The 12,611-nt window shown below is 73.6% G+C and carries 11 protein-coding genes; 8 read left to right on the top strand and 3 right to left on the bottom strand.

Features of this window, described 5'->3' with window-relative positions:
- From RIF68_RS11475 to RIF68_RS11440, 8 genes are all read left to right on the top strand, one after another.
- Nucleotides 1–287, top strand: a 287-nt coding sequence (locus tag RIF68_RS11475; protein ID WP_309051079.1) for an SUKH-3 domain-containing protein, incomplete at its 5' end; no start/stop codon positions are given.
- Entirely contained in the window at nt 280–675 is a 396-nt protein-coding gene (locus tag RIF68_RS11470; RefSeq protein ID WP_309051078.1) for a YwqJ-related putative deaminase, read from the top strand. The genes RIF68_RS11475 and RIF68_RS11470, both read left to right, overlap by 8 nt.
- Nucleotides 672–1,619: an SUKH-3 domain-containing protein gene (locus tag RIF68_RS11465; protein WP_309051077.1), complete on the top strand. Its 948-nt coding sequence runs from the start codon at nt 672–674 to the stop codon at nt 1,617–1,619. The genes RIF68_RS11470 and RIF68_RS11465 overlap by 4 nt, the downstream gene beginning before the upstream one ends.
- Nucleotides 1,620–1,798: 179 nt before the next feature.
- Nucleotides 1,799–2,812, top strand: a complete 1,014-nt coding sequence (locus RIF68_RS11460; protein ID WP_309051076.1) for a hypothetical protein — start codon at nt 1,799–1,801, stop codon at nt 2,810–2,812.
- Between the two features lie 803 nt (nt 2,813–3,615).
- Nucleotides 3,616–5,193, top strand: a complete 1,578-nt coding sequence (locus RIF68_RS11455; RefSeq protein WP_309051075.1) for an AbfB domain-containing protein — start codon at nt 3,616–3,618, stop codon at nt 5,191–5,193.
- A 78-nt stretch (nt 5,194–5,271) separates the two neighbouring features.
- Entirely contained in the window at nt 5,272–6,363 is a 1,092-nt protein-coding gene (locus tag RIF68_RS11450; protein WP_309051074.1) for an ALF repeat-containing protein, read from the top strand.
- Between the two features lie 192 nt (nt 6,364–6,555).
- Complete coding sequence (locus tag RIF68_RS11445; protein WP_309051073.1) at nt 6,556–10,473, top strand: hypothetical protein; 3,918 nt, start codon at nt 6,556–6,558, stop codon at nt 10,471–10,473.
- 2 nt (nt 10,474–10,475) lie between these two features.
- Entirely contained in the window at nt 10,476–11,057 is a 582-nt protein-coding gene (locus tag RIF68_RS11440; protein ID WP_309051072.1) for a hypothetical protein, read from the top strand.
- 169 nt (nt 11,058–11,226) lie between these two features.
- Here RIF68_RS11440 and RIF68_RS11435 read toward each other — a convergent pair whose 3' ends face one another.
- From RIF68_RS11435 to RIF68_RS11425, 3 genes are all read right to left on the bottom strand, one after another.
- The gene (locus RIF68_RS11435; RefSeq protein ID WP_309051071.1) at nt 11,227–11,616 is read right to left on the bottom strand and encodes a VOC family protein; all 390 of its coding nucleotides are present in this window, start codon (nt 11,614–11,616) and stop codon (nt 11,227–11,229) included.
- Nucleotides 11,617–11,660: 44 nt separating this feature from the next.
- Nucleotides 11,661–12,449 carry an SDR family oxidoreductase gene (locus RIF68_RS11430; protein WP_309051070.1) on the bottom strand — a complete coding sequence of 263 codons (789 nt, stop codon included), beginning with the start codon at nt 12,447–12,449 and terminating at the stop codon, nt 11,661–11,663.
- A gap of 84 nt (nt 12,450–12,533) precedes the next feature.
- A partial coding sequence (locus tag RIF68_RS11425; RefSeq protein WP_309051080.1) for a DUF397 domain-containing protein occupies nt 12,534–12,611 on the bottom strand: 78 nt, incomplete at its 5' end.

The raw sequence follows: 12,611 nt of genomic DNA, 5'->3' as shown, positions 1-12,611 counted from the left end.
TGCGCGTGGTGCACGACGCCCAGCGGGACGCCTACATGGAGTTCACGCCCGTGCCCTACTGGGGGCACACCTTCGAGGACATGGCGGAGCTGAGCCGCAACCTCGGCGTGCGGCTCTTCCCGGTCGGGTGGGACTCCACGGACGCGGAGCTGTACGTCGTGGACGAGCAGGGCCGGTTCTTCTGCATGCACCACACGGGCGACTACTACATGGGCACCGGCAAGCACGAGGCGATGATCGGCCTGTACCGGACGCCCATGCAGGACGCGGAGGATTTCTATGTCTGACCTGGTACCCGGTACGGCGGCCTCGCTGCTCCTCCACGGCACGATCACGAGCCACACCAACCTCACCGGCGACGGCGAGCCGCGACTCCACCCGGCCGTGCGGGAGTTCTTCGACCAGCTCCCGGCCGGCCTGCGCGAGCCGTTCATCGGCTACTGCGCCGAGTCCGCCCTCGTCTCCGACGAACTGTTCGCCTTCGACCGGATGCGCGGCGACGGCCGCACCGCCGACCTCGACGAGGCCGCCCCGCACTTCGCGGGCGCGGCGATCGTCGCCCGCAAGATCCGGCCGCACGGAGACCCCGAGCACGGCACGGAGGCCGAGGTCTGCCGTTCCTGCACGGCGCTCCTCGACCGGCTCGGCATCACGATCCTCCACGACCGGGCATGAGGCGGACGGTGCTGGAAGAGGCGGGCTGGAAGCCCGGCAGGGACGCGGGGGACGCCGCCCTGCTCGCGATCCTCGTCGCGGCGACCCACGGCGCGGGCGAGGTCTTCCCCGCCGCCGAGCTGGCGGTGCGCGAGTTCCACGGCCTGACCGTGCGTCCCGCCCCGGCCGGCGGCCGGGAGGTCGCCGCCATCGGCGCCGTCGTCGACCCGCGCGAGGCCCGCTTCGACGTCCCGTCGCTGCTCCGGCTCGCCGACTCCCTCGGCGTACGCCTCTTCCCCCTCGGCCGTACGGACACGGACGCGCCGCTCGCGGTCGACGAGCACGGCCGGCTCCTGATGCTCGGCCCCGGGGGGCCCTGGCTGCTCGGCGAGACGGTCCGCGACGGACTCACGGCCCTCGCCGAAGGGCGCGCGCCGGTACGGCTCCGCCCGCCCCGGTGGAGCGTCCCGCTGCCCGGCCTCCCCGCCGAACTCGGCGCGGCCGTGCGCGCCGCGCTCGTCGCCGTCTACGTCCTGCACAGCACGGGCGTCTTCAGCGCCCGCGCGCTGCGCCTGCGGGCCACCACGCTGCGGGGCATCGGCGTCGTGGCGGTGGACGAGGAGTTCCCGCTGCGCCGGGGCGCACTGGAGGACAACGCGGAGCCGCTCTCCGAGGCGATGACCCGCCGCGTCGAAGCGGCGGGCGCCCGCCCCGGCGCCTGCGCGCTGACGCTCACCGTCCCCGTCCCGCCCGGCACGGAGGGCCCGGCGGCGACGGTCACCTGCGCGCTGACGACGGGCGCCGAGCCCGACGCCCCCCACCTCACCCTGACGGCCGCCCTCTCGGCGGCCTCCGGGCCCACGGCGGCGGCCCTGGCCGCCTGCGCGCGGGACCTCTCCGCCTGGGCGGCGGGCCGGGAGGGCAGCCCCCGGGCCGTGTCCGACGAGCCGTCGCTCTCCACCTGATCGGCGACCGGACCGGCTTCGTCGGCGTGCGGCCGCGGTTACGATCGCCTGTGTGGCTGACGGCATGGTGGGAGCGATGACCGGCCTGTTCCGGGGCCGTGGGCGCGGGCGCGAACGCGCGGACGACGTCACCCAGGTCGAGGCGGAGATCACCGCGTTCGGGGAGGCCGGACCACCAGGTGCACAGCCCCCGGCTCCTCGCCGACTACCAGCGCGCGCTGGATCTGTACGAGCGGGCCGAGCGGGACGTCGCCGGCGGCCGGAACCCGCGGGGCGCGGCCGACGCGCTGCGAGCCCTCGACGAGGGCCGCCACGCGCTGGCATGCGTGGACGCCGCCGTCGCGGGCCTGCCGCGCCCCCCTCGGCTTCCCCTCTGCTTCTTCGACCCCCGCCATGGGCGATCGGCCGAGGAGGTGCGCTGGGCTCCCGCCGGGGGCGCCCCGCGGACCGTCGCCGTCTGCGCCGCCGATGCCGTACGTCTGGCCGAGGGACGGCCGCCGATCGAGAGCGGCCTGCGGGAGCGGGCACCGGACCAGCGGCCCGGCCCCCGTACGAAGGGACGCCCCGGGCACGCGCCGGCCCCGAGCTCCGCCCCGCCCACCTCCGCGGACCCCTACGGCACCTGGCCCGTGCACACGGGAGCACGGCAGCGCAGGGAGAGCCGTGGCAGCACGGGGGTTCAGCTGAGCCGAACCGACCCGCGCGAGCCCGCGCTGCTCGTGGTCCACCTGGAGCGGGCAGCCGACTCCTGGGTCGACCTGACCAGCCCGCGCGGCGACGACAAGCCGTTCCACAAGATCCTCACGCACGCCTCCTCGCTGACGCGGGCGATCGTTCCGGTCCCCGCCGACGGCCTGGACACGATCCACCTGCAGACGCACACGCGGCGGGGGTGGCGGATCTGGTTGCACCCGCCGGAGGAGATCCCGCTCCTGACGGGCGAGGTGGGCTCCACCGGCTCGTACGTCCTGCGGCATCCCGGCGGCCGGGAACCGCTGTGGGTCACCCAGCACGACGGATCGGCCTTCTCGCTGCACACCCTCCGGGCGGACTTCCGGCCCGGGGACCTCCTGTGCGAGGGGGCCGGGGCGTTCACGGCACCGGCCGTCACGCCGAAGAAGCCCTGCCTCCTGTACGTCCGATCGAGCGGCTCGTGGACACTCACCCCCACCGGGGACCCCAAGCGGCCTTAGGGGGTGTCTCGCCGGTCCTGCTGGGCTCGCGCCTCCCCCAGGGCTTCGCCGAGCACCGGACGCCGCTCCCTGATCCGGCCTGATCGACACGCCCCCCCAAATCCTGCCCGGCACGCGATGTCGGGTGGGGAGGTGCCGTCGGAGGATCGAACCGCTCGTGGACCGTATGCCCCCGGCCCGTGCCGTTCCGCCCACGCCGCGGGCCCTGACCTGCGGGCAGACGGCGCTTCTTACCGGACACCGCCCAGGCGGATCACGTCCGCGTGCGGCCGACTCGCCCCGCCAAAGCGGAATTACACCCACCGTGTGCGAGATGCGCCACTGCGTCAGGAAGATCATTGCGTGGGTCGGCATGCGCGGGTTAGGTTCGTTATGAACAGCGTGACCGGGCAGCGTCCCGGAAAGTTCGACGAGGCACTGACCATGCTTCGCCGGGCCGGGCGCCGCAGGGTGTTTCATCGGTACAGCAGGGGGAATGGTGAGACGTCACCGGAGTGGATCTCCGAACCATCGTGCGGCAGCGTGCCTTTCCCGCTGACGCCTCGGTGTTCCTTCTGACGCACCGTCGTCGTTCTTTCTCGCCTCAGGGTCTGTGATCGACTGTCATTCCCCTTGAGGTCCGAGCGGCTTCACGTCCCGGCTCACCGCGTTCCACATGGCGGCGCATACGACCGACCACCGCGACGACCACGCGGTGCCCGCCGCCATTTTCTCATGTACAGCCGCCGCCACCCGGCGGCAGAGGGGGTCTTCGCACGACCATGAACAGCAAGCACAGCACTTCCGCGCGTATGCGGCGCATCGTGACGCGCGGTCTCACGACCGCCACCGCCCTCGCGGCCGTCACCGGCGCCGTCGCACCGGGCGCCGTCGCCGACAGCACCCCCGCGACGGCGGACGTCGCCGCCCGCGCTGCGGGTATCGGCACGACCGACGACCAGCGTGTCGAGGCCGCGGCCGTGGTCCGGCTCGACCCGACCGCCGACGTGCTCCTGCTCAGCGACTACGACTTCATCCACGCGCTGTGGCAGAAGGCCAGCGACGCGGGAGAGAAGCTGGACGCGGTCCGCACCGCCGCCGAGCAGGCCATGGCCAGCACGGTCGAGGACGACCACGTGCGGTTCATCGCGACCGGCATCCACGAGGCGTACAAGCTCGACCAGCAGCGCGAGCGGGAGAAGGCGGAGGCCGAGCGGGCGAATCGGCTGGCCAAGTCGCAACTCCTGCTTGCCGTCGGCATCCCCAGCACCCCGGAGCTCCTCGCCCTCGGCGACGACAACTTCATCCGGGCCGTCGCCCGGCACGCCGCGTCCGGTCCCGAAGTGCGGGCCGCGGCCCTGCAGGCACTGCTCGGCGAGGCGGCGGACTGGCACGAGTTCATCGTCAACGGCGCCCGTGAGGCCCACAAGCGCGATGTGGCCAACGAATTGAAGGAGCTGGAGGAGAAGAACCGCAAGGAGGCCGAGCGCCGCAAGGAGGAGGAGGCCCGCAAGAGCGCCGCCGCCCTGTTCCGCGTCACGCCCTCCCAGGCCATGCTCGCGCTGAGCGACGACAACTTCATCCGCGAGCTCCTGCGCCTGGCACCCGCCGACCTGAAGGGCTCCGAGCTCTACGCCGAGGCGCAGCGCGCCACCCTCAGCTCCGACCCGGCAGTGTGGAAGGCGTACATCCACACCGGCGCCGACGCCGCCTACAAGCGCGACGACGAGAACCGGCGCAAGCAGCTCGCGGAGGCGAATCGCAAGCTCGCCCTGCAGATCCAGGCCGCGGCGGAGAACAGCGGGGTCAACCCCCATCTCGCCGCCGCCGCCAAGAAGGCGCTGGCCGGCAGTGACGAAGCCGTCACCTTCTTCCTGAAGGCCGACACCCAGTACCGGCTCAAGCGCCAGACTCTGAAGGTGCGCGCCAACGGCGACGTCGCCCGCCAGTCCAGCGCCGACCGCGGGAAGGTCGTCCTCAGCGACTCGATCGGCTCCGAGAGCTCCCTGTCCGACCGCGAGGACGCCACCTGGGTCGTCGTGCCCTCCCTCGCGAGCCGGCCCGGCTGCTACTCCTTCGAGTCCGTTCGCAAGCCCGGTCACTACCTCAAGAGCGGCAAGGCGGAGAAGGACGGCCTGCGCGTGGAGGTCGCGGCCGACGACCGCAGCAGCGCGTTCCGGAACAGCGCCACGTGGTGTGCGCGCAAGGCCCCCATGCCGGAGCGTTTCGGCGGGGTGTTCTTCACACAGCCCGTCGGCACGGCCACGCATTGGCTCGGGCCCACGACGACGGCCGTCTACGCGCGCTCCAAGATGACGTTCGACCTGCCCGGCGGCAAGCCGGGCGAGGCCCAGCCGGTCCTCATGGCGGTCTGGCGCGTCTCCGCACCGCTGGCGCCCTGACCTGAGGAACGAACGACGGGGGGAGCGTGAGTGATGACAGGATCCGCAGGTCGCCGTGTGAGGCGTCAGCGTGGGGCCGTGTCCGGGCTGGTGGTCGGCGTGCTGGCCGCCGGCGGCGTGTTCGCCGACCCGGCAGCCGTCCAGGCGCACGCCGTGGTGGTGGCCGCCGACCCGGCCGGAGCCGAACCGGCGGGAGCCGGTCAGTCGGCGCTGGTGGCGGCCGCCGCGGCGGAAGAGGCACGGGCGCGCGTGCTGCGGCTGGCCAAGTCGGGGCTGCCCGCGGAGATCCGTACGTCGGCGTGGAACGCGCTGCGCAGTACGCGCGGCGACGCGGCGATCGCGGACTGGCTGGCCCCCGGGGGCGGCTACGACGCGGCGAAGCGGCGCCTGCGTGACGCCCGTTCGCGCGACCGGGCGTTCTGCGAGCGGGTGGTGAGTACGCATCCGGCGGGCTTCTCTCCTGCGGTGCGGTCGGCCGCCGAGCGGGCGCTGAAGGGTACCGATGCCGATCGGGCCGCGTTCGTGAGGACCGGGTACGCGGAGGCGCAGCAGCGCGACCGCGCCATGCGGGCGGCTGACGCGGAGCACCGTCTGGAGATCGCTGAGCGGGACCGCGCCTTCGTACGGGCGGTCTCGGAGGATGCCCCCGGGGAGCAGGTGCGGGTGGCGGCGCAGTGGGCGCTGCGGCCCGGCTCCACGGACGCGGACGTCGCGGAGTTCTTCGGCTACGGCTGGGCGACGGGAGCGGCACTGGACGTGGAGGCGTACCGGCTGCGGGTGGCGGATGCCGAGGTGCGTCGCCACCACCTGCTGTCGCAGCTGGTCGCGCAGGCGGTGGCCGCCGAGGAGGCGTTGAAGTCCTCGGCGGACGCGGCGCGGAAGCGTGCCGAGGCCGAGGCGGCCTGGCAGGCCGTCGCCGGTCACGCGGACCGTGCGCGGCAGGCGTGGCTGACCGAGGAGGACGCGGCCAGGACGCAGGCGGAGAGCTGGCAGAACATTGCCAGGCTGGCAGAGGAGAGCGTCGACGGCCTCTGGGAGAGGATCTCCGCACCCGCCGAGGCCCGTCAGGGCGACTGGGCCAAGGAGCGGACGGAGGCCGGCGAGACGGCCGCCTTCTGGAAGGACATGGCCGACCGGGCCCGGGACGGCGAGAACCGCGTCAAGGGCTGACGCCACGGGCTCGGCGCACGTCGCCGGGTCCGTGCCGTTCCTGAGCCGGAGCCGTGACTCCGGCCTGTTCCCCCTGCCCGCGCATCGAGGGCAGGGGGATCTCTTTGCCGTTTTTCTTTACCGATCAATTCATTGAAGGGGTTTCCCGTGAAGGGAACGTTCCGGCCGCGGGCCGGAAGAAGGCGCGGCCTTGTGCCCGGCGTGATGGGCAAGGCGGTCTCCACCGTCATGGCGCTGGCCATCCTGGGCGGTGCGGCCGGAGAAGCCGGCGCCGCGACCCGAACCGGGGCGGACGCCTCGGTCGCCTACAGCCGGCTGCTGGCCGCCCCGCCGGAGCCGGCCACCACGGCCGCGCCCGCGCCGCGCACCGCGCTGGACGACATCAGTGCGGCACGCGATCGGCAACTGGTGGAGGACTTCGCGGAGTTCGATGAGGAGGAGGAAGTCCGCGAAGCCGCGAGGAAGGCGCTGGAGAGCACGGAACCTCGCGCGATCCAGGACTTCCTGGAGCGTGGTGAGGCCGAGGCACGGCAGCGCGCCAAGGACAAGCGGGACGCGGCCGACGTCACCAACCGTCGCCGGATCGAGGCGATGCGCGGTACGGGCGGCCCGTACTTCAACGCGGAGGTCGAGCGGGCCCTGAAGGGCACGGCCAAGGACCGGGCCGACTTCCTGGCGTTCGGCGCCGACATCGCGCGGCAACGGGACAAGGCCACCGAGCAGAACGAGCAGCAGCGCGCGGCGGAGAACCGCAAGCGGGTGGAGATGCTCCTCGCGGTCGGCGGTCCGGAGGTGAAGCGGGCCGCGCAGGCCGCGCTGGCCACGGGCGACGACAAGGTCATGGCCGAGTTCCTGGACAAGGGCTACCTGGTCGCCGCGCAGAAGGACGCGGACGACCGGGCGGCACACGAGAAGGCCCAGAAGGAGGCGCTGGAGGCGGCGCAGCGTCTGCGGGAGCTGGCCGAGAACACCGCCCGCGCCGCCGAGGCCCGTGCCAAGCTGATAGCCGCCCACGGCAACGCGGTGAAGGCGCTGAAGGCCTCGGCGAACGCGATGAACTCGGCGGCCGCTCAGTCCCGTGAGGCCGACCGGATGCTCGCCGCCGACCGCGCCGGGAAGCGGCTGTCGGACTACGCGCCGGTGAAGACGGAGGTAGCCCGGCAGGTCGGTATCGCCGAGGACGCCGCGCGGCAGGCGCAGGTGGCGGCGGGCCAGGCCAAGGTGCAGGCCGATGTGCTGGTCGAGACCGGGCTGACGCACGGCGTGCGGTGGTCGGAGGTCGCTTCGGGCATCGCGTCCGCGGCGGACGCGGCCGCCAAGGCCTCGGCGACCGCACAGCACGCGGTGGACGCCACGGGCGCCGACGCGGCCGGGCTCAACTCCAAGAACCAGGCCGAACTGCACGCGCGGCAGGCCGCCAAGTGGCGGGCCAACGCCGAACAGCACGCCAAGGCGGCGGCCCGGCTCGCGGAGGCGGCGGCTCAGCAGGCCAGCATCGCGGCGGACGCGGCGGGCAAGGCCCGCAAGGCGCGGATCGAGGCCGAGCAGGCCGAGAAGCAGGCGTGGGACCACGCGAAGAAGACCCGTGACGCGCGGATCGAGGCGCAGCGCCAGGCCAGGATCGCGGCCGAACAGCGGGTGATCGCCGAGCGCGAGCGTGACCTCGCCGCGGCCGCCCGGGCACGGGCCGAACGGGAACGTGACGCGGCCGCCCAGGCACGGGCGCGTGCCGAGGCCGAGGCGCGGACCGCCTCCGCGAAGCGGGCCGACGCGCAGGCCGCCGCGGCCGTGGCGGCGGAGAAGCGGGCCACCGCACAGACACAGGAGGGCATCGCCGCCAGATCCGACGAGCTGGCCCGGGGCGAGGAGACCAAGGCCCGCGACGCCCGCAACAGGGCGGTGGCGGCCGAACGCGTCCACAAGGCGGAGGAGGCCCGGGCGAAGGCGACCGAGGCGCTGGCCGCCAAGGCGAAGGGCACCGAGCACGCGGAGGCTGCGCGCACGGCGGCCACCGAGGCGCGCTCGGCCGCGAACGCCGCCGGTACGGCGGCCGGTACGGCCCGGGGCGCGGCTGACCAGGCCGGCGACGCCGCGGTGCGCGCGCGTTCGGCGGCCATCGAGGCGGCCGGTGCGGCCGCGCGGGCGCGGGCGGCGGCCGCCGAGGCCACCGCGCACGCCGCGCGGGCCGACGCCGCCGCCGACCGGGCCGAAGCCGCGGCCTTCGCGGCGAACGCGGCGGCGAACCGTGCCGAGTCCGAGGCCGCCGCCACCCGGGCTGCGGCGCAGCGGGCCGACGCGAAGGCCGCCGAGGCCACCGCGCAGGAGGCTCGCGCCGGTGTCGCCGCCCACGAAGCGGCCCGGTTGGCCGGGCTCGCCGCGGTGCACGCGAACCAGGCCCTGCAGGCCGCCGACCGTACCCGGGACGAAGCCGAAGGCGCCACCCGCGAAGCGGCGATGGCCCGCCTCCAGGCCACGGTCGCCCTGCAGGCCGCCGGGTCCGCCCGCACCACCGCCGCCGGCATCGCCGACCCGGCGAACACCGCGATCCTCCTCACCGCGCCGTTCACCGGCGCGGACGTGAACGCCGACTTCGCCGCCGAGGTCGCCCAGGCGTCCCTGACCATGGGCCAGGAAGAGGCCACCAAGGCCGAGGCACGGGCGACCGAGGCGGTCAAGGCCGCCGAGGCGGCCGAAGCCGCAGCCGCACGCGCCAACGCCCAGGTGGCGCCCGCGTTCAAGGCGGCGGCGGCAGCGGCCCGTTCCTCCGCGGACGCGGCGCGCTCCTCGGCGGCCGCGACGAAGTCCGCCGCTCAGGCCGCCGACGACGGCGCCAAGGCCCGTGCCGCCGCGGCACGGGCCCACCAGGCCGACGCCCAGGCGCAGGCCGACGCGAAGCTCGCCCGCCAGGCCGCCGACCAGGCCTTCGCGGACGCGGCGGCGGCACGCACCGCGGCGACCCGGGCCGAGGCGGAGGCGCAGCGGGCCCGGGGGGCCGCCGCCGAGGCGGAGAACCACGCGGCGGCCGCCGCCGGCGCCGCCACCCTGGCCGAGAAGGAAGCCGGCCTCGCGCAGGGCGCGGCGGCCCGGGCGGAGAAGGACGCCGCCGACGCGGCCGAGCTCGCGGACTCCGCCGAGAAGCACGCCACCTCGGCCGAGGCCGCCGCCAAGAACGCCGGTACCTACGCCAAGGAGGCCGAGGCGGCGGCCGAGCGGGCCGAGGAGTACCAGCGCGAGCAGGAGCGCAAGGCCCGCGAGGAGGCCGCCAGGAGCAAGGAGAAGGGGGACGGCTACTCCCTGGAGGAGGCCGAGCGCAAGGCGCTCGAAGCGGCGGGCATCAGCGTCGCGGAGTACGAGGCCGCCAAGGCCCTCGCGCAGCAGGACCTGCTCGACTACCTGATGAACAACGGTGCCGAGCTGCTCGTCGAACTCGCCGCCGAGGAGATCAAGGAGTGCTGGGACGACCCCGACATTCCGACCTGCCTGTGGGCGATCGTCACCAACCTGCCCTGGGCGAAGGCCGTCAAGGTGGTCAGCAAGCTCCCGAAGCTCGGGAAGATCATCCTCGGCATCAACGACTTCCTCGACAAATCGGCCCGGGCGAAGAAGCTCGTCGACAAGGGCGAGGAGATCCTCGACGACGTCTGGAAGAAGCTTCCGGCGTGCGTGACGGACAAGAAGAAGAACGGTCCGGGGGGGAGTTCCGCGCTGTCGGCGGGCGTCGCGCGCGTTGCGTTCGCGACGAGGTCCGGCGGCGGCGACGCGGAGAACCTCGGCCTCAAGCGCGAGGAGTACATCGCTAAGCTGGTCGGCGGAACGGTGGCCAAGGACGACAAGGGCCAGGACATCAAGATCGTCATGCCCAATGTGGGATCGAGCGGTCTCGACGTCATCGGACCGAACGGCGAGTACATCTACGTCGGCGGTGGCGCCAAGGCCGCCAATCCGGCCAAGTTCGGAAAGGCCCTCAAGATCAACAAGTACGCGGCCGACAGGGACGGTGTGAAGGCGGTCTACTACCTGGCCGACAACACTCCGGAGTCGGCGATCAAGCAGGCCAAGAAGGTCTTCGGAGACGAGAATGTCCACATCTTCACGCTGCCGAGCTGCTAGCCATGACTGACGGATTCATCCGGTGGTACCGGGAGTCGGCGGCCACGCCGGTCCTCGCCGAGCAGGCGGAGGTCTTCGGGGCGCACGGCCTCGCGCTCGCGCACCCGGCGCGGGGCGCGGCCGTGGTGCTCGATGTCGAGGGCGACGGTGTCCCCATGAGCCGGGAGGAGCTGGGCCGCCTGCTGGGCCTGCGTGTCGCGTCCCTCACGGTGAACTGGTGGTTCTCCGCCGACGTCGACGTGACCGACGAGTTCCTGTACGAACCGCTCGGCTGCGAGATCCAGACCCTGTGGCTGGACGGCCTCACGCCCGAGCAGACCGAAGCGGTCGAGGCGGCCGTCATCGCGGCGACGACGGCACTGCCGGTCCCGACCCGCGCCGTGATCGTCGACCGGCAGGGTGCGAGTGACCCTGCCGACTGGGACTCGGCCGTGCTCTACGACGGGGACAGGACACCGGGCTTCCCGGACCGGGTCCTCGCACGCGACCCGCTCACGCGGACGCTCCTGCGGTCGCGGCCCGAACTGAGAAGCGAGAAGGCCGGTGGAGACCTGACACTGCTCACTCCCGTCCGTCCGCTCTGACGCCCGGGGAGCCCGCCGCACGGCGAATCCCCGAAGGAAGGCCCCGCCGGTCCGCCGACCTGCGGGGCCGGTGCCGTTCATGGATGGGATCACCCCGCCCCATGCCGATGGCGATGAGCCGACGATTCAGCGGTCACACGATCCGTGGGAGAGGGCCCGGGCGCGTCGCTCAGTCGAGACAGAACTCGTTGCCCTCGACGTCCTGCATCACGATGCAGGACTCGTTCTCCTCGTCGGCGTACAGGGTGCGCACGTGGACCGCGCCGAGCTTGGTCAGGCGGGCGCACTCGGCCTCCAGGGTCGCGAGGCGCTCGGCGCCCACGAGGCCGGTGCCGGCCCGCACGTCGAGGTGCACCCTGTTCTTCACGACCTTCCCCTCGGGAACCCGCTGGAAGTAGATCCGCGGGCCCTTGCCCGAGGGGTCGACGGCCGCCGACCACGACTCCTCGCCCTCCGCCGACGCCGGAATGACGTACCCCAGCACCTCGCACCAGAAGCGAGCGACGCGCGCGGGCTCCGCGCAGTCGAAGGTGACCTGGAATTCCCTGATCGTTGCCATCCGCGCACCGTATCGGGGGGAACCGCGCCGCTCAAGCGGGTTCTTCAGTGGACGGAGAAGCCGCCGTCCACGAAGAGCGACTGTCCCGTGACGTACGCCGAGGAGGCGCTCGCCAGGAAGACGGCCGCGCCCGCGAAGTCCTCTGCCAGCCCGTTGCGGCCGACCATGGTGCGCGCCGCGAGGGCCGCCACCTTCTCCGGGTCGGAGGAGAGACGCCGGTTGAGCGCGGTCATCACGAATCCCGGCACCAGGGTGTTGGCGGTGACGCCGTACGGGGACCAGGCCTCGGCCTGGGAACGCGCCAGGGACTCCAGGGCGCCCTTGGACACGCCGTAGGCACCGCTCTGCACGAAGGCGCGGTGCGCCTGCTGAGACGTGATGTGGATGATCCGGCCGAAGCCGCGCTCGGCCATGCCGGGGCCGAAGCGCCGGCCGAGGAGGAACGGCGCCTCCAGGTTCACGGTCATCGTCGTGTCCCAGACCTCGTCGCCCAGCTCGCCCATGGGCGGACGGAGGTTGATCCCGGCCGAGTTGACGAGGATGTCGGGCTCCCCGAACACGGCGGCGGCCGCCTCGGCCCCGGCCTTGATGCCCTCGCGGGTGCTCAGGTCCGCGCTGACCCAGTCGGCGCGGCAGCCCTCGGCCGTCAGCTCCCCGACGGTCGCGACGAGCTCGGCCTCCTTGCGGGCCAGGACCACCACGCTCGCCCCGGCGCGGGCGAGCGCCCCGGCGATGGCCCTGCCGATACCGGAACTGCCGCCGGTGACCAGGGCGGTGCGGCCTTCGAGGGAGAAGAGGCCGGAGAGGTATCCGGCGGGCGTGCTGCTGCTCATCTGGTCTGCGCTCCTCGCGTCGTACGGCACCGGCCCCGCCGCGTGCGGATGGAGGGCCGGTACACGCATCCTCGCAGACGCGACTCAGGCCAGGCGGGCGAGGAACTCCGTCCAGGCGGCGGGCGCCACGGTGAAGTGGGGGCCGGTGGGGTTCTTGGAGTC

Origin of the sequence: Streptomyces sp., assembly GCF_031178505.1 — a bacterium.
GTDB classification, from domain to species: domain Bacteria; phylum Actinomycetota; class Actinomycetes; order Streptomycetales; family Streptomycetaceae; genus Streptomyces; species Streptomyces gulbargensis.
The sequence above is the reverse complement of the archived record's forward strand: the minus strand, read 5'-3'. Positions and strand labels throughout refer to the sequence as shown.

Coding starts and splice junctions, on each gene's coding strand:
- RIF68_RS11435 (WP_309051071.1), bottom strand. CDS start 11,616: ATGGCAACGATCAGGGAATTCCAGGTCACCTTCGACTGCGCGGAGCCC.
- RIF68_RS11465 (WP_309051077.1), top strand. CDS start 672: ATGAGGCGGACGGTGCTGGAAGAGGCGGGCTGGAAGCCCGGCAGGGAC.
- RIF68_RS11440 (WP_309051072.1), top strand. CDS start 10,476: ATGACTGACGGATTCATCCGGTGGTACCGGGAGTCGGCGGCCACGCCG.
- RIF68_RS11430 (WP_309051070.1), bottom strand. CDS start 12,449: ATGAGCAGCAGCACGCCCGCCGGATACCTCTCCGGCCTCTTCTCCCTC.
- RIF68_RS11470 (WP_309051078.1), top strand. CDS start 280: ATGTCTGACCTGGTACCCGGTACGGCGGCCTCGCTGCTCCTCCACGGC.